Source organism: Falsiroseomonas oleicola (assembly GCF_019029495.1).
GTDB lineage: Bacteria > Pseudomonadota > Alphaproteobacteria > Acetobacterales > Acetobacteraceae > Falsiroseomonas > Falsiroseomonas oleicola.
Genome location: NZ_JAERQM010000002.1, coordinates 358,090 through 375,611, shown reverse-complemented (window position 1 = coordinate 375,611; position 17,522 = coordinate 358,090). Strand labels below are relative to the sequence as shown.

Here is a 17,522-nt window from a genome sequence, read left to right as displayed (position 1 = left end):
TTAATCCGGGGGCAGATGCGACGCGCCGCGGCGCGGGTCAACGCGCCGCCTGGCGACGGCGATTTCGTCGAGCAGCGCGAAGCGGCGCGGGGCCGCCGCCGCGCGTGGCGTTTGTGGCGCCTTCGGTGCCGGCAGGTAGCCGACATGGACGGGCGCTTCATAGCCAGGGGGCGGGCCGGGTGGACGCTCCTGTGCCCGGCGACCAAGACCCGGTGGCGCGATCGGCGCGACAGGCGGTTCCGCGATGACGATCCGTGGCGGCGGTGATTCGATCAGCTTCGCAAGACCCGCCAGCAAGGACCTGGCGCGCGGCCTCGACATCGCCTCGTCGCCGGAACGCGGGTCGGGCGAGGACGGCGCGGGCCGCGATGCCTCGGGCGGCTGCGTCTTGGCCGGCGCTGGCTGGGGCAACACCGGCTGGGGCTGGCTCGCCTGGAGCGGCATCGCCGCCGCCGCATCCTCCGCAGCGGCGCCAGACACCTCATCGGCGGCAGGCGGTGCCGCCTCGTCCTCCCGCGGCGCGGGCGGTGCATCCTCCCGCGCTGCGGGCTGTGCGACCACGACTTCGATGCCCGGCCATGCGCGGTAGTCGAATCGCGAAAGCCCGCAAGAAGAAACGAGCCTCGCGATATGTTGCTGCATGTTTCTTCGGGCCAACCAAAAAAATGGACGCGTGATTACAGTTAGCCATTGATTTTGCTAAAGTCAACAAAATGTCGGCGTCGGATTCCATTCTCTACAAGAAACAACTTTCGGTAAATCGCCTTCGCTCGCGGGCCTTCTGGCGGCGCCTGTTGAAATGGATGCGGCGCCGGGTCCGGCGACTGCCCGCGGCGGGAAGAAAAACGTGATTCTGTCGTGTCGACAGCGCGACAAACCTTGGTCGTGTCAAGCAACAGGGCGCAGCCAGACCCGGCGTTGTCAGACGCCGCGCTGCGTCACGCCCATCTCCGCCAACACCGCCTCGGCCTGCGTCAGGGCGAAGCGGATGTCCTTCTCGTCGATCGCGCCGATGCAGCCGAAGCGCATGCTGGGCACCTTGGTCGAGGAGAAGTCGGAAAGGATCACGCCGCGCGCCTTCATGCCCCGCTGGAAGGCCTCCAGGCTCCATTTCGGGTCGTTGGGCTGGTAGACGTTGACGATGATCGGCCCCTGATGCTCCGGCGCGACATAGGGCGTGAAGCCGAGCGCCTTCAGCCCCGCATACATCACGTCCCGGTTGCGGCTGTAGCGCGCGAGGCGCGCCGGCTGACCCCCCTCCGCCTCATAGACCTCCATCGCCTTGCCGAAGGCCCGCAGCGCCTGCACCGCCGGGGTGAAGCGGAAGCTGCCCCACCCGTTCTTCAGGGCGTGGTCGTAGACGTCCGACAGATCCATCACCCAGGATCCGGCCTGGCCACGGCAGGCTTCCAGCCGCGCGATCGGCGCCACGGCGAAGCCGAAGCCCGGCAGACCCTCCAGGCACTTGTTGGAGGTGAAGACCACGACATCGCATTCCGGATGCGCGTCCATGCGGAACGGCAGCGCGCCGAAGGCGGAGACCGCGTCGCAGATCATCCGCCGCCCCGCCGCCGCGATCACCGGCCCCAGGATCTGCGGGTCGTTGATGATGCCGGTGCCGGTCTCGCTGACCACCAGCGCGACATGGCCGCAATCGGGGTTCTCCGCCAATGCCTGGGCAAGTCGCTCCGGCGACATCGGCACGTCGTCCGGCCCGTCGAGCGCCACCACCACCCGGCCCGCCGTCTCCGCCAGCCGTGCCAGACGCTCGGCATAGCCGCCATTGCGCACCACCAGCAGCTTCCGGCCGGCGGGCACGAAGGTGCGGATCGCCGCCTCGATGATCATATGGCCGCAGCCCGGCAGCGGCATGGAGGCATGCACCCCTTCCACCCCACCGGCGATCTGCACGATGCGCGGCCGCATGGCGGCGTATTCGTCGCGGAAATCCTCGTCCCAGGGGGCGATATCCTCGGCCATGCAGGCGCGGACTTCGGGGCGGGTCTGCACGGGGCCGGGGATCAGCAGCAGCATGGGGATTTCACCGTCTGAGGCATTGCCCCCCGGCTATACCACCCCCGGCTATACGACCAAGGTGCCACCCAGCAATTCCCGGCGCAGCTTGCGCAGGATGGCGTCCGCGAAATCGATGGTGTCGGCGCAGGGCATGGCGAAGCTGCCGGGGCCGCCGATCACCTCCGCCACATAATGGTCCAGCAGGTCCGGCTCCTCGTTCAGGATGGCGAGGCCGTTCACCGTCAGCCCCGCTGCCACCGCCAGGTCCCGCACCGGCCCGGGCGCCCGCCCGGCATTGTGGCGGCCGTCGCCCGAGACATCGAGCACCAGTCGCGTGGGGTCGCCCGGCGCGCGGGCCAGCACGGCGAGGCCGGCGGCCATCCCCTCCCCCAGCGCGGTGGCGCCGGGGCGGGGCAGGCGCGGGCAGTTCTCGATGGCGACGGCCAAAGCCTCCGCCCCCGCCGCATCGGCGATGCGGGTCCAGCCCACCGCCAGGTCCTGCGCCCCGGGTCCGGACCACAGCAGCAGCGCCACCGCCGCCGCGCCGCGCGGCCCGGCGGTGGCGGCGGCCAGCACATCGGGGTCGCGGAAGGCGGCAGCGGTACCGCCGGCCATCAGGTTGAACTCGGCGAAATCGACGCTCGCGGAGACATCCATGGCGAGGCAGAGGGCGATATCCACGTCATCCATCGGTATAACCATCCTGTTCCACGAAGCTGTTTGCATCCCCGCCTGGCCGATGCCAGCATGCCTCACGAACAAGACAGGTGAGCGCAGGATGATCGACAGGCGTGGCATTCTGGCGGCAGGCGGTGGTCTGCTGGCATCCTCCCTCGCGGCCCCCCGGGTCCTGGCCCAGGCCTGGCCGGCGCGTCCGATCCGCATGATCGTCCCCTACACACCCGGCGCCGCGACCGATGCCATGGCCCGGCTGTCCGCCCAGAAACTTCAGGAAAAGCTCGGCGTCCCGGTGGTGGTGGAAAACCGCGCCGGGGCCAATGGCGCTATCGGCAGCCAGGCGGTGCTCCAGGCCGCGCCCGATGGCTATACCATCCTGGCCTCCGCCTCGATCCACCCGATGGCGCGTCATGTGATGAAGGCGGCGCCCTATGACCCGGTGGCGGATTTCATCCCCCTGGCCCGCACCGCGCGCGGCCCGCTGGTGCTGGTCTCCAACCCCCGCCTGCCGCAGACCACGATCGCGGCGGTGGTGGAGGCGGCGAAGCGCGATCCGGCGCGCTGGACCTTCGCCACCAGCAGCCTCGGCGCCGCCGGGCACCTGGCCAGCATCGAGTTCAACCGCGTCACCGGCGCCAATATCGAGATCGTCGGCTATCGCGGCAGTTCGCCGGCGCTGACCGATGTGGCGGCGGGCAATACCCAGTTGATGTTCGACCCCGTGCTGTCCACGCTGCCGCTGGTGCGCGGCGGGCAGTTGCGCGGGCTCGCCATCGCCACCCCCACCCGCACACCCCTGGCGCCGGAACTGCCGACGGCAGTCGAAGGCGGGCTGGCCGGCTTCGAATTCTATTCCTGGTACGGCGTCTGGGGCCCCCGCGCCATGCCGCGGGAGATCGCGGATCGGATCAATGCCGCCCTCGTCGCCGGGCTGCGGGAGCCGGAGGTGGTGCAGCGCCTGACCGGCCTGGGCTTCGAACCGGTGGCCGAGACGGTGGAGGAGGCGGAGCGCTTCATCGTCGCCGATGTCGCGCGAAATGCGGAGCTGCTGCGGATCGCGAATTTCCAGCCGCAATAGCCCGCGGCGGCGCTGGCCGCCTTGTGGATTGATCTTCAACCGTTTTTCATGTGGACGACAGGCCGGGGCGTTTCGCCCCGGCGGCCGATGCGCTACAGCCTGGGCAAAGAAAGCTAGGATCGTCCCCTGCCCCGGCGCAAGCAAAGCCCCGATGCCCAGATACAAGTCACGCGGGCGTGAGCATGCCCCTGTGAAGCCCCGGGAAGCCGTGCTATCCAGCGGTCCAGGGAATGGCTGCCGGACCGAAATGTCCGGGCTGGGACAGGAGTGGAAGCGCCATCGACGGGCTTCACGACACGCAGCATGCGACGGATTCGCATGCCCACCCCGTCCCCGTCTCCGAACTGGTCACCGCCCTGGCGCGGGACTGGCCATCCGAACGGGTAACCCTGGGCGATCTGATGCAGGCGCTTGGCGCGCGCGGCTATGGCGTGCTGATCGTTCTCTTCGCCCTGCCCAACCTGCTGCCGGTCTATATCCCTGGCCTCAGCCCCATCTTCGGCGTGCCGCTGCTCATCATCTGCGCGCAACTGGCCTATGGGCTGCCGACACCGAAGCTGCCCGTGATGCTCACCCGCCGGTCGATGCGCCGCGCCGATCTGCGGATGATCGCGGACAAGGCGCTGCCCTGGCTGCGCCGGGTGGAACGCTTCGTGAAGCCGCGCCCCTCCTGGCTCACCACCCGGATGGGCGAAAGGCTGATCGGCTATTACGGCGTCTTCCTGGCCGCGATCGTCTGCATCCCGCTGCCCTTCACCAATGGTCCGCCCTCGCTCGCCTGCCTCATCATGGCGATCGGGCTGATGGAGGAGGATACGCGCACCATCCTGGCCGGCGCGGTCTTTGGCATCTGCGGCACGCTGCTGGCGCTGTCGATCATCGGCAGCGTCGGCTGGATGCTGATGGCGGGTTTCACCTGGCTGTTCGGGCTCAACTGACCCGCGCAGAAGGTGGCGCATGAGCCCGGAGACAGGGCCGTCCGCCGAGTCCGCCCCGATCTCCCGCATCGTCGCGGAGGTCGCGGCCGCCTTCCCCGGGGAGCGTATCAGCCTGGGCGAGATGGCGGAGGCCTTCGGCGACCGCGCCTTCGGCATGCTGCTGCTGCTGTTGCTGCTGCCGGGCCTGCTGCCCGGCATGGCCAGCGTCTTCGGCACGCCGCTGCTGATCCTCGGCGTGCAGATGGGGCTGGGCCTGCGGGTGCCGAAACTGCCGGGCATCCTGGCGCGGCAGACCATCAAGCGGGCCGACCTGCTGCGGCTCGCCTCCGCCTCCTCCAAGGGTCTCGGGCGGATCGAGAAATACGTGAAGCCACGGCCGGGCTTCTTCACCTCCCCGCTCGGGGAACGGATCATCGGCTGGCTGACCGCCTATGTCGCCATCATGCTGATCCTGCCGGGTCCCGGTACCAACGGCCCGCCGGCCTTCGGCAATATCGTCATGGCCCTCGGCCTGATCGAACATGACAGCAAGGTCACCGGCTGGGGCGTGGCGCTGACCATCGCCGGCTGCGTCTTCGCCACCGTGGTGCTCGGGATGCTGGGCTGGCTGGGTCTGCAGGCGCTGGGCTGGATGTTCTGAAGCCTGGTTGGCGGCGCCGCGACGCAATGGTAACAGGCCGCCATGCGACGGTGGCCCGCAAGGGCTGAAACGGGAACGCGCGAAGGCCAGCCGGGGCAACCCGCCGGGCCACGTCCGCGGCTGCCCCCGCAACTGTAGGCGGAGACCCTGTCTCCCTGACGCCATTGGACCCTGATCCGGGTCCGAGAAGGCGGGGACAGGATCCGGGTGGTGTGCCACCCGGTGCTCCGCGAGCCAGGAGACCGGCCGGCGCAGAGACGTCACGCGCGTGCCGGGCGGGGTGCACCGGCGCAACGGAACGACAGGCCAGTGGCGAAGGATCGCCGCTGTCCGCTCGTCTCCGCCGGCGGCGACGACGCCAGCCGCCTGATGGCCCGGAAGGGTCGCCGGGCATGTCGTCTGATCGCACGGAGGAACCGATGCGAATGAAGTCCATGAACCGGGCCGCGCCCCTCGCGCTCGCCCTGCCCTTGCTGCTGTCCGCCCCAGGCCTGGCCCAGCAGGCCATCCCCGAGACCATCGTCACCGCCACCCGCATCCCGACCGAGGCGGAGCGTGTGCCCGCCGCCATCACCGTGCTGACCCGCGCGGATATCGAGGAGCGCGGCTACCAGACCCTGGCCGAGGCCATGGCCACCGTGCCCGGCATGAACCTGGTCCAGGGCGGCGGCCTCGGCCAGCAGGCCAGCGTCTTCATCCGCGGCACCGCTTCCCGCCACGTTCTCGTCCTGCTGGACGGCGTGCCGGTGAACGACCCGTCGGAGGCCAATGGCGCCTTCAACTTCGGCAATGAGCTGCTGGGCGATATCGAGCGCATCGAGATCGTGCGCGGCCCGGGCTCCGCCCTCTATGGCTCCGGCGCCATCGGCGGCGTCATCAACCTGGTGACCCGGCGCGCGCCGGCCGGCGTGCCGGTGCAGGTCTTCGGCGACGTCGCCGGCGGCAGCCAGGGCACGGCGCGCGGTGCGCTGGGCGCGGCGGGTTCGCTCGGCAACTGGAACTACATGGTCATGGGCCAGGGCCTGACCACCCAGGGCAGCGATGCCACGCCGAGTCGCTTCCGCGCCGATACCAAGGAGACGGAGGCGCTGCGCGCCGGCGCCGGCACCGCCCGCTTCGGCTGGGCCGATGGCACCAGCATGGTGGAGGGCCTGCTGCGCTGGCGCGAGAACCAGCTCGACCTCGACAACATCCCGAATGACGACCCGAATTACGAGGGCAATGACCGCCGCTGGTTCGGCCAGCTGCGGACCGAGACCCGCCTGTTCGACGGCGTCTGGACCACCGGGCTGCGCGCCGCGGTGACCGAGGATCGCCGCCGCTACATCAACCTGCCCGATGCGCGCAGCAGCGCCAGCACGGACGACCTTTATCGCGGCCAGCGCCAGACGCTGGACTGGGGCAACCGGGTGCGGCTGGGCGATGTCGGCCCCTTCTCCATGGCCGGCCTCGCCTTCGGCGTGACGCATGAGCGGGAGAGCGTGGACGCCACCTCCGGCTCCCCGGGTTTCCGGACCGTGACGGATGCGCGGGCCAGCAGCACCGCGCTGCATGCGGGCGTGCAGGCACGGCTGGGCGACCGGCTCGACCTGTCCGCCGGGCTGCGGCAGGACCTGGCGGAGGATTATGACGGCTTCCTGTCCTGGCGCGCCGGTGCGGTGCTGGCGGTGCCGGAGGTGGCCTCCCGCCTCCGCGTCTCGGCGGGCACGGCCTTCAAGGCGCCGTCGCTGTACCAGCGCTTCGGCCGCATCGGCAGCTTCTTCCGCGGCAATCCGGATCTGGAGGCCGAGACCTCCTTCGCCTGGGAGGCCGGCTTCGACACCGACCTGCCGATCTTCGGCCGGCGCGACGGCGCGACCGTGGGCGTCACCTACTTCAACACCCGCACCAACGACCTGATCAACTTCAACCGGGCCTTCTCCAGCCTGGAGAACATCGAGAAGGCGAGCAGCCAGGGCGTGGAGATGGAGCTGCGACTGCGCCCGGCGCGCTGGCTGGAGACAAGGCTGGCCTGGACCATCACGGATGCGCGGGACGAGGTCACCGACGCGCCGCTGGCCCGCCGGCCGCGCAACGTGGTTTCCGCCGGGGCGCGGCTGTCGCCCACCGACCGGCTGGTGATCGCGCCGGAGGTGCTGTTCACCGGGCCGTCTCCGGACACCGCCTCCTATGACGACAGCGGCAACTTCCTGTCGGGCGTGCGCTACAACAAGTCCGGCACCGTGCTGAACCTGACGGCGTCCTACCGCGTGACGCCGGCCATCACCGCCTATGCGGAGGGCCGCAACCTGGGCAACAGCCGGTGGGAGCCGGCGAACGGCTTCGTCACGCCGGGGCGCAGCCTGCTGGTCGGCACGCGCTTCGTGTTCTGATCCCCGCGGGCCGGTCTCTTGACCGGCCCGAGCACCCGGATGGGCGCCGCGGCATCAGGCCGCTCAGGCCGCGACCCGCAAGGTCCTGGCCGACCCCATGTCACGGCCCAGACGAAGCAGCCGCCGGTTGAGCGGCCTCTCGAACGCCATATGGATCGCGAGGGAGGCCAGTTGCGTGGCGACGCAGGCCAGCAGGACAAAGATCACCAGCCCGCCCGGCAGCCCACCGAGGCCGAGGCGGTAGGCGACCTGGCCCATGGCCGACAGCACGATGGTATGTGTGAGATAGAGCGCGTAGGAGGCGTCGCCCAGCAGGTTCGGGACGCGCAGGCTGGGCACCTTTCCGGCCACCTCCAGCGAGACGACGCCGGCGACGATGGCCAGTGATGGCAGCCCGGCAACGATGACCCGGTGTGCCCAGGCCTCGTCGCCCATCGCCAGCGCCACGAAGCCGAGCCCGATCGTCGGCCAGGCGAGCCAGGGGGGCATCGCCCAGCCGCGCCCCAATGCGGCGCCAAGCGCCACGCCGAAGCCGAATTCCAGGATGATGGGTGAGGTGTAGAAGGCAAGCATCACGCCTCCCGGCCGCATGATCTCGCCCAGCGCGACGAGCAGGGCCAGAACGCCGCAGATCGCCGGCAACCGCTGCCCTGGCGGCAGCAGCAGCGACAATCCGAAGATGGCGTAGAAGAACATCTCGTAGTTCAGCGTCCAGCCGGGGATGAGCGCTGGCGCGACCATGTCGATGACCGGGTGGGATGCGGGCAGGAAGAGGTAGGAGGCCACCACATGCCAGACCTCGAAGCGCCCACTCTGCACCAGGGCCGGCGCGAGAAGCAGCAGGCCGACGATGAAGCTGGTGAGCAGCCAATAGATCGGGACGATGCGCACGACCCTTCGGTAGAAGAAGTCCCGCAGCCGAACATTCCGGTCGGCCGTCACCACCCACATGATGAGGCCGCTGATGACGAAGAAGATGTCGATCCCGCGCGCCGGCCAATCCGGCCAGGACCCCTCATAGCCAAGGCGCTGCAGCGGCACACCCATGTGGAACAGCACGACCATCATGGCCGCGATCGCCCGCAGATACTGAACGCTATTGAGATGCGCGGGCATGGTGCGGGTCCAACGGTTGCTCCGGTCAACAACCGCCAGGCTGCTTCCCACCTGGGAAGGTTAATCGTTCTTTAGACGACGTGCCAGCACCGACGCCGGCGCGCCGCCAGCAATCATCACGCCGCGCGCTTGCGCCTCGGCTTGCGGGTCGGGGCCGGCTGGGCTTCCGCCTGGCCCGCATCGGCCACCGCCTCCGTCCCCTCCAGCGCCGAGAGGAAACGGCGGCACCAGATATTGGCGGAGCCTGCCTTCACGCTGGCCCAGTTGCGATTCCAGCGGTCCAGGCGTTCATCCGCCGGCATGTCCATCGCCGCATCCAGCGCTTCCGCGATGTCGTCCGGGTCGAGCGGATTGACGATCAGCGCGCCATCCAGTTCCACCGCCGCGCCAGCAAAGCGCGACAGCACCAGCACGCCGGGGTCGGCCGGGTCCTGCGCCGCGACATACTCCTTCGCCACCAGGTTCATCCCGTCCCGCAGCGGCGTCACCAGGCCGATGCGGGCCATGCGCATGAAGCCTGCGAGTGTCGGCCGCGCCACCGCGCGGGTGATGTAGCGGATCGGCGCCCAGTCGGGCTCCGCCATCTGGCCGTTGATGCGGCCCACACCCTCATCCAGTTCACGCCGCAGCGCGCGATACATGGCCACGTCGCCACGGCTGACCGGGGCGACCTGGAGGAAGGTGATCTTGCCGCGATGCCGGGGGAAGCGTTCCAGCATGGCGCCGAAGCCGGCAATGCGCTGCGGCAGGCCCTTGGTATAATCCAGCCGGTCGATGCCGATGGCCAGCGAGCGCCCGCCGAGCGAATCGCGCAGGCGCTGAACCTCCTTCACCCGCGCGCGCTGGGCGGCGAGCTTGGCGAAGCCGGTGGCGTCGATGCCGATGGCGAAGGCGCCGACCCGCAGCGCCACATCCCCCTTGCCGATGGCGATCAGCGCGGCGCGCAGGTTTTCCGCATCGTCCTCGGTCTGGGTGCCGATGCAGTCCACCGCCTCCAGCGTCGCCAGCAGCGCCTCCGCATGCGGCAGGCCGTTGAAGACGGAGCGCGGCGGAAAGGGGACATGCAGGAAGAAGCCGATGCGCTGCTTGCAGCCCAGCGCGCGCAAATCCGCCGCCATCGGGAACAGGTGGAAGTCGTGGATCCAGACCGTGTCGTCCGGCTTCAGCAGCGGTGCCAGGGCCGCGGCGAAAGCGGCATTGGTGCGCTGGTAGCCGGCGAAATCGCGCCGGTCGAAGCGCGCGATGCCGAGGCGGTAATGCAGCACGGGCCAGAGCGCGGCATTCGAGAAGCCCTGGTAGTAGTGCTTGTAGTCGTCATGGCCCAGATCGATCGTTGCATAGGTGGTGTTGCCATGCGGCACCAGCTTCGCCTCGGTGCCGGTCTGGTCCGCGGTCTTGCCCGACCAGCCGAACCACACCGCTTCCCGCTTCGCCAGCGCGTCGTGCATGGCGACCGCAAGACCGCCCGCCGTCGCGCCGGCCTCCTTCGGGTCGGGGACGCGATTGGCGACGATGACAAGCCGGCTCATGCCGCCACCCCGCGCGCGAGCTGCCCTTCCAGCACGGCCAGCCAGTCGCGGAAGCGACCCGGCGTGCCGAAACTGTCCTGGAGCCGCAGGCCGAGCCCGCCGGCTTCCCGCGCCACCGCCATTCCGGCCTCATCCGTGACATCGTCCCCGATGAACACCGGCACACGCCCGGCGAAGGGGCTGCGGGACATCAGATAGGCCACGGCGGTGCCCTTGGAGACGCTGCGCGGCGTCACCTCCCAGGCCATATGCGCGGGCATCAGGGCGAAATCATCCGGCGCTTCCGAAACCAGGGAGGTCAGCAGCATCCCGGCCTCCGGACCCGCCTCGGGCGCCTGACGGAAATGCAGGACGAAGCCATGCGCCTTGTCCTCGATGAAGGCCCCGGGGAAGGCTTCCGCGAAGGCCCCCGCCTTGGCGCGCCAGGCCGCAGGGGGGGATGCCAGGGCCGGCTGTTCCACCGGACCATCCGGCAGCGGGCGCAGCACCGCGCCGTGATTGCCGGCCTTGGCGATGGCCACCGGCAGGAAATGGTCGAGTTCCAGAAGCGGGCGGCCGGAGACGATGGCCAGCGCCCCGCCCAGATGCGCGGAGAGCCGTTCCAGCAGGCTCGGCAGGTCAGGCGGGACCACGACGGCGTCGGGCCGTTCGGCGATCTCCACCAGGGTTCCATCGAAGTCGAGGAAAAGCGCCGCCTGGGCGGGCGCGGTGGGAAAGTCTTGCATGCCCCAGCCTAGCACATTGCAGGCGTTTCGGTTCCCTCGCGGTCACGCGATCGTGAGGACAATCTGCCGCGGCCCGTGGAGAGCGTGTTAACTTCAGGCCAAAGACGCAGGAGGAACCGCATGTCCCCATCACCCCGCACGACGGTCAGCCATGCCGCGGAGGCGGTTTTCGAGACCGGGCTGCGCAGCTTCTTCGCCTATCGCGACCTGGGCGTCCGCCAGGCGAGCGGCGGCGCCTTCGGCGCGCATGTGATCCGCGCCGTGCCCGGCCAGGGGGCGGCGCCGGAATGGCACAGCCACGCGCTGGGCTTCCAGCTTGTCTATGTGCTGCGCGGCTGGGTGACCTTCACCTATGAGGATATCGGCACGGTCACCTTCCATCCCGGCGATTCAGTGCTGCAGCCGCCCGGCATCCGCCATGTGGAGGTGGCGCATTCCGAGGATCTGGAGCTGCTGGAGATCACCAGCCCCGCCGACTTCGCCACGCAACGGGAGACACCTCCGGACAGTTTCCCCTGAGCGGTTTTTCCGCTAGGCTGTGCGCCGCGCGGGCGTGGTGGAACTGGTAGACGCGCCGGACTCAAAATCCGGTTCCGAGAGGAGTGTCGGTTCGATTCCGACCGCCCGCACCACTTTTCGTGGCGCGATGCCGCCCACGGGCAGGCCTAAAGGCGAGCCCGGGCGGCGCGCAGAATTCGCCCGTCGATCGCCAGCAGGCCCAGCCCGATCACCGCCATGCCGCCGAAGTGGCGCGGCGCCAGCACCTCCCCCAGCGCCAGCGCGCCGAGCAGCAAAGCGGTGACCGGCACCAGCAGGGTCACCAGCATGGTGTTGGTGGCCCCCGCCCCGGCCAGGATGGCGTAGAACAGCGCATAGGCCAGCGCGGTTGCCAGCAGCCCCAGCGCCAGCAGCGCCGCCACCGCCTCCAGCGAGGGGGTGGGCAGCGCCCAGGGCCGGTCGAAGGCCAGCACCAGCGGCAGCATCATCAGGCTGGAGGCGATGCACTGCCCCGTCGCCGCCGGCAGCGGCGCCAGCCCGGCCCGGCGCACCCGGCGCGACCAGACACCCGACAGGCCATAGGAGAGGCAGGCGCCCAGGCACAGCGCGATGCCCAAGGCCTCATCCGCCGCGCCACGGCCGAAGGCGGCGGGGCCGGCGAGGATGGCGACCCCCAGCAGGCCCAGCAGCGTGCCGGCCAGGCGGTTGGGCGTGAGTTTCTCGTCCGTGGTCAGCCCATGCGCCGCCAGCACGGCGAAGACCGGCGTCGCCGCATTCACCACGGCGGCGAGGCCGGAGGGGATGTATTGCTGGCCGACCACGATCAGGGTGAAGGGGATGGCATTGTTCAGCAGCCCCATCCCGGCGCAGGCGAGCCAGGCGGCGCGCGTCGCCGGCAGCGCCAGGCCCAGGATGCGGCAGGCCAGAGCGAGCGCGCCGGCGGCCAGGGCCACGCGCGCCAGCACGATGGTGAAGGGCGGAAAGCCCCGCAGCGCGACGGCCATGAAGAAGAAGGACCCGCCCCAGATGACGGCCAGCGCCAGCAGCAGGGTCCAGAGACGGGCATTCATGGGGGTGGTCATGGCGGGTGGATAGGACGCGGCGGCGGCGCGGCGCCATCCGGTCGTTGCGCGGGACTGATCCGCGCAACCCTCTCCCCCACTGGGGGAGAGGGCTTCGGGTCAGACGAAGCCGAACTTCTCGTTGGCCGCGGTCTGGCGGGCGATGGCGGCCGCGGTCTGTTCGCGGATGGCCTCGGGCGGCTGGGTCAGGTCGGCCACCACCTGGTACAGCCGGCGCTCCGACGGCGCGCCGCGATGCACGCCGGGGGTGACGTAGAAGGGCGCCTCCTCCGTCACCTGCGCGATCTCGGCGGCGGAGAGCGAGGCGTCGGTGGGCGCCCGCTTCACATACCATTGCCGCAGCAGCACCGGGGTGCCGTCCATCAGGGCCAGCGCGCCCTGATTGCCATGGTCCAGCCGCCAGCGGTTGGAGGTGACCTCCTCCAGGCAGATGTTCATGTCGAGGCCGGCCACCTTGGCCTGCCACAGGGTGCATCCGGCCTTGCGGCCGGTGGCCGCGGGGCGCAGCCGGGGCTTGGCGCGGGCGGGGATGGATTTTTCATCGAAGGCGGCTGCCCAGAGGGCCAGCAGCCTTTCAATCTCGGCCGGTTGCTCGATCGCGCGTAGGCTGCGCGGCGGTTCCTTGCTCATGCTCATGTCCGGCGTACCGCCACCACAATTCCCTTTTCCTTCAAGGCCGTGACTTCCTCCGCCGAAAAACCGTGGCGGGCGAGGATGTCATCGCCATGTTCGTTGAAGCGCGGCGGGGCGGCGCGTGTGCCGCCCGGCGTCCGGCTCATCTTGATCGGCGTGCCGAGGCCCCGGTAGCTGCCGAGCTCCGTGACCATCTGCCGATGCGCTGTATGGGGCGCGGCCATCGCCTCGTCCACATGCAGCACCGGCCCGGCCGGCACGCCGGCGCGCAGCAGGCGGTCGCACAGCTCGTGCCCATCCTCCGCCGCCAGGCGCGCTTCGAGGATTTCGGTCAGCGTGTCCCGGTTGGTCAGGCGGTCGCCATTGCTGCGGAAGCGCGCATCATCCGGCAGGCCATCCAGCGACAGGAACTTGCAGACTTTCCGGAAGGTCGGGTCGTTGCCGACCGCCAGGAAGATCTCGCAGGTCTTCGTCCGGTACTTGGAATAGGGCGAGATATTCGGGTGCGGGTTGCCCGTGGCCTTCGGGCGCTTGTCGTTAAGGAAGAAATTCGCCGCCTGAGGGTGCAGCAGCGCCATGCCGCAATCATGCAGGCTCATATCCAGGAACTGGCCTTGGCCGCTTTTCGTCCGCTCCTGCAGCGCCATCAGGATGGCGATGGCGGAGTAGAGGCCGGTGGCGAGGTCGACGATCGGCGTGCCCATGCGCAGTGGGCCGGTGGTGTCGTTGCCATTGATCGACATCAGCCCGACCATGGCCTGGATCACCGCGTCATAGCCCGGCAGCGCACCCAGCGGCCCATCCGGCCCGAAGCCGGAAACGCGGCAGTGCACCAGCTTCGGGAAACGCTTGGACAGGACATCGGCATAGCCCATGCCCCATTTCTCCATGGCGCCGGGCTTGTAGTTCTCGATCAGCACATCGGCGCCGTCGAGCAGGCGCATCAGCACCTCCCGCCCCTCCGGCTTGCCGAGATCGAGCGCGAGCGACCGCTTGTTGCGGTTCACACCGATGAAATAGCTGGCGGAGTCATCGACGAAGGGCGGGCCCCAGTCGCGCACCTCGTCGCCCTGCGGCGGCTCGATCTTCACCACCTCCGCCCCGTGGTCGGAGAGGATCATGGTGCAATAGGGGCCGCCGAGAACGCGGGTGAGGTCGATGACCTTGAGGCCGGCGAGCGCGCCGGGTGACAGGGCCAGGCCCTTGCCCTGCGCCATGGGAACCGCGTCGGTCATGCGGCAAGTTTCCTGTCGAACACGCGGGCACAGAACTCCGGATAGGTTTCCAGCATCTCGTCGCAGATCGGCCCGCGCAGCAAAGCGAGCTCGGCCTCGGTCGGATCGGGGGTCTGCGGCACGTCATCCGCCACGTCGAAGTCGAAGCCGGTCGCGGCGCGGATGCTGTCGACGGTCTCGCCGGGATGGATGCTGGCCAGCGAGAAGCGCGCGCGGTCCGGATGGAAGGCAAAAACGCATTTGCCGGTGACCAGGGCCTGCGCCGTGCCGCGGCGGAAGACGCCGGGCTCCGACACGCCGGGCGCCGAGATATTGTCCACCTTCTGCACCAGCACGCGGGCGGAGTGTTCCTCGCGGAACAGGATGGTGCGCGGCGTCATGAAATACATGTAGGCGCTGCCGAAGCTGCCGGGGAAGCGCACGGACTTGCCGGGCCATTCGCCGGTGCCGACCAGGTTGAGGTTCGCCTGGCCGTCGATCTGCCCGCCGCCGAGGAAGAACAGGTCGATCCGCCCCTGCCCGGTCAGGTCGAACAGCTCCCGCGATCCCTCGCTGAAGGGATTGCCGGTGCGCTTGTGCAGCAGGGAGAGCCGCACGGGATGGCCCTGCTTCTTCACCAGCCAGCAGGCCGCGGCCGGAATCGGGCTGGCCGCGCCCACCGCGATATGGCGCGCCGGCGGCGCCGCCGGGTCCAGGATCAGCCGTGCCAGGGTGGCGGCGAGGCGTTCTTCCAATTTAATCGTCATATCCATGTGGCCCTCAGTCGCCGGGCGCGGCCTCCGGCCGCTTGGCTACGCGCCACTGGGCGCGGCGGCCGTTCGGCCGCTCGGCCGGCGAAGGATGCCGGCCGCAGGTCGGTCGTTTGCTTAAAAGGTCTCATTCCGCGGCCTGCGCCTGCTGGGTCAGAACGTAGCGGTCGAGATATTCGGCAAAGCCGGCTTCGGTCTTGGCCATGCGGGCATATTCCGCGACATGCGCCGCGTCGAAGCCGTATTCGTCCAGCAGCGCCACCGGCCAGGCGCCGCGCTCGGCCACGGCCACCGCCTCGATATAGGTGCCGCTGATGCAGCCGGGGGCGAGCTTCTCATCCTCCAGCATGTCGCCCTTCACCATCCGCTCGACGGTGGCGAGCACGCGCTTCGAGGCATGGGCGACCGTCGCCAGTTCCCGCCGGCGGCCGACCCAGATATTGCCGGCCTCATCCGCCATCACGCCATGGATCAGCGCCACATCGGGCGACAGAGCGGGCAGCAGCACGATGGGGTCGGAGACGCCGTCGCCCATCGGGTTCGGCACCACCTTCCAGTCGGGGCGATTGGCCAAAATGTCGCTGCCGATGATGCCGCGCAGCGCCATGAAGGGAATGCCCTTCTCGGCCGCCTGGAGCATGGAATGGATCGCCGGGCAGGTGGCGTCGCGCAGCGTGATGCTGCCGGCCTTCAGCGCGGCGGAAAAGCGCGGCGCGAAACCGGCCTCGCCGAGCGAGGCGGCGCTGGTCTGGATCTCCGCGACGCAGCCGGCGCCGATCAGCAGATCCGTGGCAAAGCCGGAGACCGGCACGCCCAGCAGCCGCAGCCGCTTCGCGCCACGCCGCACCAGCGCCCGGGCCAGGGCCACGGAAGGCAGCGAATTGTCGGGGGGAAGGGCCAGCAGCGCGCCATCCGGCACGGTCGCGGCGAGGCTATCGGGCGAGTTTGGGGTCATGTGACGGTCCTCATGCACCCTAACTACGCCGGCTTGCCCCGCGCGCGAAGGGGTTTGGGTGGACAAGCCTCCCCGGAAGCCGCACGTTGCGACTTCGATTCGGAAACGGGGTGGGGCCATGGCCAAGGACGCTGAGGTCCTCGTGGGAATCGATGGGAGCCACGCCAATCTGTTCGGGGACATGGCGCCGGACGTCTACGATGAGAAATTCGCGGACAGCCATGTGCGCCGCATCATTGTCAATTCCCGCCTCCCTGCTTCGCACAGCCACTATGTCCGCGGTCCCAACGCCCTCGGCCGCTATGTCAACAGGTCCTTCAAGGAAGCGCTGGATCATATCGAGCGGCACGCGAAGACGGCGGATGGGATGCTGGGCATCCACCTCGCCGGCTACAGCCGGGGTGCCGCCATGGCGCTCGATATCGCCAATGCGCTGTCGCAACCGCCCCAGGGCTGGGCGTCCAACACCGCGCGCCTTTTGACCTTCGGCAAGTCCAAGCCCGTGGTTCAGCAGCTCCAACGACTGCGCGACCGCCATGCCGGGCGGCTGCGCATTGCCAGCCTGGCCCTATTCGATCCGGTGGATATGTCGAGCGACATCGACGACACCTGGATCGCGCGCGACGTGGGTCCGAGCGCGGTCGTCCGCCGGTCCCGCCACTGGGGCAGCCGCGTCGGCTGGACCAATGTCGGCGACGAAGGTGAGCCAGGGACCCGGACGCCGCGCCCGCGACTGGTGCTGGACGGCACCCACGCGGCCCTCGGCGGCATGCCCCGAGAAGGCGACATTCCCAAGCCATTGGCCCGCGAGTTGCTCAAGATGCTGAAACATATCGAGGAGTGGCGGCTGGTGGATGCGCGCTTCGACCAGAATGTCGCCCGCCATCCGATCGTTCGCGGCGCCCTCGGGGGCGTGGGTCTCTTTGTCCATCCGGTCAATGCTGGCCTGCTCGGCCCCGGGGCCTTCGCGGCCGTGAAGCTGTTGGGCGTGGTGAAGCCGAAGCTCTCGCCGGCAGGCGGATGGCGCGTTCGCACCCTGCTGACAAGTTATGCGTCAGAGGGGGGCGCCCTGGGCGGGCTTGTGAGCGATCAGCTCAGCACGGCCCTCGGGAAATTCAAAGGAATCGACATCCTCTTCTCGGACTTCCAAAAATGCACCGACAAGATTGCCCAGTACCGGCAGGAAAATGAGACCGCGAGCCGCTTCGCCAGGCGGTGGATGGCACAAGCCCTGGGCCAGGCCTACCCTGCGCGGCTCTGACACCACCCTCACGGACG

At 69.4% G+C, this 17,522-nt stretch carries 17 protein-coding genes, 1 tRNA gene and 1 riboswitch; of the genes, 7 read left to right on the top strand and 11 right to left on the bottom strand.

From position 1 onward, the window contains the following. From JJQ90_RS08620 to JJQ90_RS08610, 3 genes are all read right to left on the bottom strand, one after another. The gene (locus JJQ90_RS08620) at nucleotides 1-561 is read right to left on the bottom strand and encodes a hypothetical protein (protein WP_216874377.1); all 561 of its coding nucleotides are present in this window, start codon (nucleotides 559-561) and stop codon (nucleotides 1-3) included. A 360-nt stretch (nucleotides 562-921) separates the two neighbouring features. Beyond that, on the bottom strand, nucleotides 922-2,034 hold the full coding sequence (locus JJQ90_RS08615) for a 2-aminoethylphosphonate--pyruvate transaminase (RefSeq protein WP_216874375.1): 1,113 nt from the start codon (nucleotides 2,032-2,034) through the stop codon (nucleotides 922-924). Nucleotides 2,035-2,082: 48 nt separating this feature from the next. Beyond that, the gene (locus tag JJQ90_RS08610) at nucleotides 2,083-2,706 is read right to left on the bottom strand and encodes a DUF1194 domain-containing protein (protein WP_216874373.1); all 624 of its coding nucleotides are present in this window, start codon (nucleotides 2,704-2,706) and stop codon (nucleotides 2,083-2,085) included. A gap of 88 nt (nucleotides 2,707-2,794) precedes the next feature. Between JJQ90_RS08610 and JJQ90_RS08605 the strand changes: the two genes are divergently transcribed. From JJQ90_RS08605 to JJQ90_RS08590, 4 genes are all read left to right on the top strand, one after another. Further along, nucleotides 2,795-3,772 (top strand): Bug family tripartite tricarboxylate transporter substrate binding protein, encoded by a 978-nt coding sequence (locus JJQ90_RS08605; protein ID WP_216874371.1) that lies wholly within the window; start codon nucleotides 2,795-2,797, stop codon nucleotides 3,770-3,772. A gap of 230 nt (nucleotides 3,773-4,002) precedes the next feature. Continuing rightward, a complete protein-coding gene (locus JJQ90_RS08600; protein WP_216874369.1) occupies nucleotides 4,003-4,710 on the top strand; it encodes an exopolysaccharide biosynthesis protein in 708 nt (235 codons plus the stop codon). A 19-nt stretch (nucleotides 4,711-4,729) separates the two neighbouring features. Beyond that, nucleotides 4,730-5,350, top strand: a complete 621-nt coding sequence (locus tag JJQ90_RS08595; RefSeq protein WP_216874367.1) for an exopolysaccharide biosynthesis protein — start codon at nucleotides 4,730-4,732, stop codon at nucleotides 5,348-5,350. Nucleotides 5,351-5,381: 31 nt separating this feature from the next. Continuing rightward, nucleotides 5,382-5,615: riboswitch (cobalamin riboswitch) on the top strand. 160 nt (nucleotides 5,616-5,775) lie between these two features. Further along, nucleotides 5,776-7,722 carry a TonB-dependent receptor plug domain-containing protein gene (locus JJQ90_RS08590; protein WP_216874365.1) on the top strand — a complete coding sequence of 649 codons (1,947 nt, stop codon included), beginning with the start codon at nucleotides 5,776-5,778 and terminating at the stop codon, nucleotides 7,720-7,722. A gap of 63 nt (nucleotides 7,723-7,785) precedes the next feature. On the opposite strand, the gene JJQ90_RS08585 is transcribed toward JJQ90_RS08590, so the two are convergent. From JJQ90_RS08585 to otsB, 3 genes are all read right to left on the bottom strand, one after another. Beyond that, on the bottom strand, nucleotides 7,786-8,838 hold the full coding sequence (locus tag JJQ90_RS08585; RefSeq protein ID WP_216874363.1) for an acyltransferase family protein: 1,053 nt from the start codon (nucleotides 8,836-8,838) through the stop codon (nucleotides 7,786-7,788). A 116-nt stretch (nucleotides 8,839-8,954) separates the two neighbouring features. Continuing rightward, complete coding sequence (locus JJQ90_RS08580; protein WP_216874361.1) at nucleotides 8,955-10,367, bottom strand: alpha,alpha-trehalose-phosphate synthase (UDP-forming); 1,413 nt, start codon at nucleotides 10,365-10,367, stop codon at nucleotides 8,955-8,957. Then, a complete protein-coding gene (otsB, locus tag JJQ90_RS08575) occupies nucleotides 10,364-11,092 on the bottom strand; it encodes a trehalose-phosphatase (RefSeq protein ID WP_216874359.1) in 729 nt (242 codons plus the stop codon). Before otsB ends, JJQ90_RS08580 begins: the two co-directional genes overlap by 4 nt. A gap of 120 nt (nucleotides 11,093-11,212) precedes the next feature. Between otsB and JJQ90_RS08570 the strand changes: the two genes are divergently transcribed. Further along, the gene (locus tag JJQ90_RS08570; protein ID WP_216874358.1) at nucleotides 11,213-11,611 is read left to right on the top strand and encodes a cupin domain-containing protein; all 399 of its coding nucleotides are present in this window, start codon (nucleotides 11,213-11,215) and stop codon (nucleotides 11,609-11,611) included. A 28-nt stretch (nucleotides 11,612-11,639) separates the two neighbouring features. Then, nucleotides 11,640-11,724 (top strand) — tRNA-Leu (locus JJQ90_RS08565). A gap of 33 nt (nucleotides 11,725-11,757) precedes the next feature. Here the strand turns inward: JJQ90_RS08565 and JJQ90_RS08560 are convergent. The 5 genes from JJQ90_RS08560 to JJQ90_RS08540 form a co-directional block, all read right to left on the bottom strand. Then, nucleotides 11,758-12,660, bottom strand: a complete 903-nt coding sequence (locus tag JJQ90_RS08560; RefSeq protein WP_230410498.1) for a DMT family transporter — start codon at nucleotides 12,658-12,660, stop codon at nucleotides 11,758-11,760. A gap of 111 nt (nucleotides 12,661-12,771) precedes the next feature. After that, entirely contained in the window at nucleotides 12,772-13,302 is a 531-nt protein-coding gene (locus JJQ90_RS08555; protein ID WP_216874356.1) for a hypothetical protein, read from the bottom strand. 2 nt (nucleotides 13,303-13,304) lie between these two features. Continuing rightward, nucleotides 13,305-14,540 carry a CaiB/BaiF CoA transferase family protein gene (locus tag JJQ90_RS08550; protein ID WP_216874355.1) on the bottom strand — a complete coding sequence of 412 codons (1,236 nt, stop codon included), beginning with the start codon at nucleotides 14,538-14,540 and terminating at the stop codon, nucleotides 13,305-13,307. Next, complete coding sequence (locus JJQ90_RS08545; protein ID WP_230410497.1) at nucleotides 14,537-15,292, bottom strand: CoA-transferase; 756 nt, start codon at nucleotides 15,290-15,292, stop codon at nucleotides 14,537-14,539. Before JJQ90_RS08545 ends, JJQ90_RS08550 begins: the two co-directional genes overlap by 4 nt. A gap of 124 nt (nucleotides 15,293-15,416) precedes the next feature. Beyond that, nucleotides 15,417-16,244, bottom strand: a complete 828-nt coding sequence (locus JJQ90_RS08540) for a CoA transferase subunit A (RefSeq protein WP_216874354.1) — start codon at nucleotides 16,242-16,244, stop codon at nucleotides 15,417-15,419. 118 nt (nucleotides 16,245-16,362) lie between these two features. On the opposite strand from JJQ90_RS08540, the gene JJQ90_RS08535 reads away from it, so the two are divergent. After that, a complete protein-coding gene (locus JJQ90_RS08535; protein ID WP_216874353.1) occupies nucleotides 16,363-17,505 on the top strand; it encodes a hypothetical protein in 1,143 nt (380 codons plus the stop codon). The last annotated feature ends 17 nt before the right edge of the window (nucleotides 17,506-17,522 follow it).

Excerpts from the sequence above, each read along its gene's own strand:
- JJQ90_RS08595 (WP_216874367.1), top strand. The coding sequence starts at position 4,730 with ATGAGCCCGGAGACAGGGCCGTCCGCCGAGTCCGCCCCGATCTCCCGC.
- JJQ90_RS08540 (WP_216874354.1), bottom strand. The coding sequence starts at position 16,244 with ATGACCCCAAACTCGCCCGATAGCCTCGCCGCGACCGTGCCGGATGGC.
- JJQ90_RS08590 (WP_216874365.1), top strand. The coding sequence starts at position 5,776 with ATGAAGTCCATGAACCGGGCCGCGCCCCTCGCGCTCGCCCTGCCCTTG.
- JJQ90_RS08615 (WP_216874375.1), bottom strand. The coding sequence starts at position 2,034 with ATGCTGCTGCTGATCCCCGGCCCCGTGCAGACCCGCCCCGAAGTCCGC.
- JJQ90_RS08610 (WP_216874373.1), bottom strand. The coding sequence starts at position 2,706 with ATGGATGACGTGGATATCGCCCTCTGCCTCGCCATGGATGTCTCCGCG.
- JJQ90_RS08600 (WP_216874369.1), top strand. The coding sequence starts at position 4,003 with ATGGCTGCCGGACCGAAATGTCCGGGCTGGGACAGGAGTGGAAGCGCC.
- JJQ90_RS08605 (WP_216874371.1), top strand. The coding sequence starts at position 2,795 with ATGATCGACAGGCGTGGCATTCTGGCGGCAGGCGGTGGTCTGCTGGCA.
- JJQ90_RS08570 (WP_216874358.1), top strand. The coding sequence starts at position 11,213 with ATGTCCCCATCACCCCGCACGACGGTCAGCCATGCCGCGGAGGCGGTT.
- JJQ90_RS08580 (WP_216874361.1), bottom strand. The coding sequence starts at position 10,367 with ATGAGCCGGCTTGTCATCGTCGCCAATCGCGTCCCCGACCCGAAGGAG.
- JJQ90_RS08560 (WP_230410498.1), bottom strand. The coding sequence starts at position 12,660 with ATGAATGCCCGTCTCTGGACCCTGCTGCTGGCGCTGGCCGTCATCTGG.
- JJQ90_RS08535 (WP_216874353.1), top strand. The coding sequence starts at position 16,363 with ATGGCCAAGGACGCTGAGGTCCTCGTGGGAATCGATGGGAGCCACGCC.
- otsB (WP_216874359.1), bottom strand. The coding sequence starts at position 11,092 with ATGCAAGACTTTCCCACCGCGCCCGCCCAGGCGGCGCTTTTCCTCGAC.
- JJQ90_RS08585 (WP_216874363.1), bottom strand. The coding sequence starts at position 8,838 with ATGCCCGCGCATCTCAATAGCGTTCAGTATCTGCGGGCGATCGCGGCC.
- JJQ90_RS08550 (WP_216874355.1), bottom strand. The coding sequence starts at position 14,540 with ATGACCGACGCGGTTCCCATGGCGCAGGGCAAGGGCCTGGCCCTGTCA.
- JJQ90_RS08545 (WP_230410497.1), bottom strand. The coding sequence starts at position 15,292 with ATGGATATGACGATTAAATTGGAAGAACGCCTCGCCGCCACCCTGGCA.
- JJQ90_RS08555 (WP_216874356.1), bottom strand. The coding sequence starts at position 13,302 with ATGAGCAAGGAACCGCCGCGCAGCCTACGCGCGATCGAGCAACCGGCC.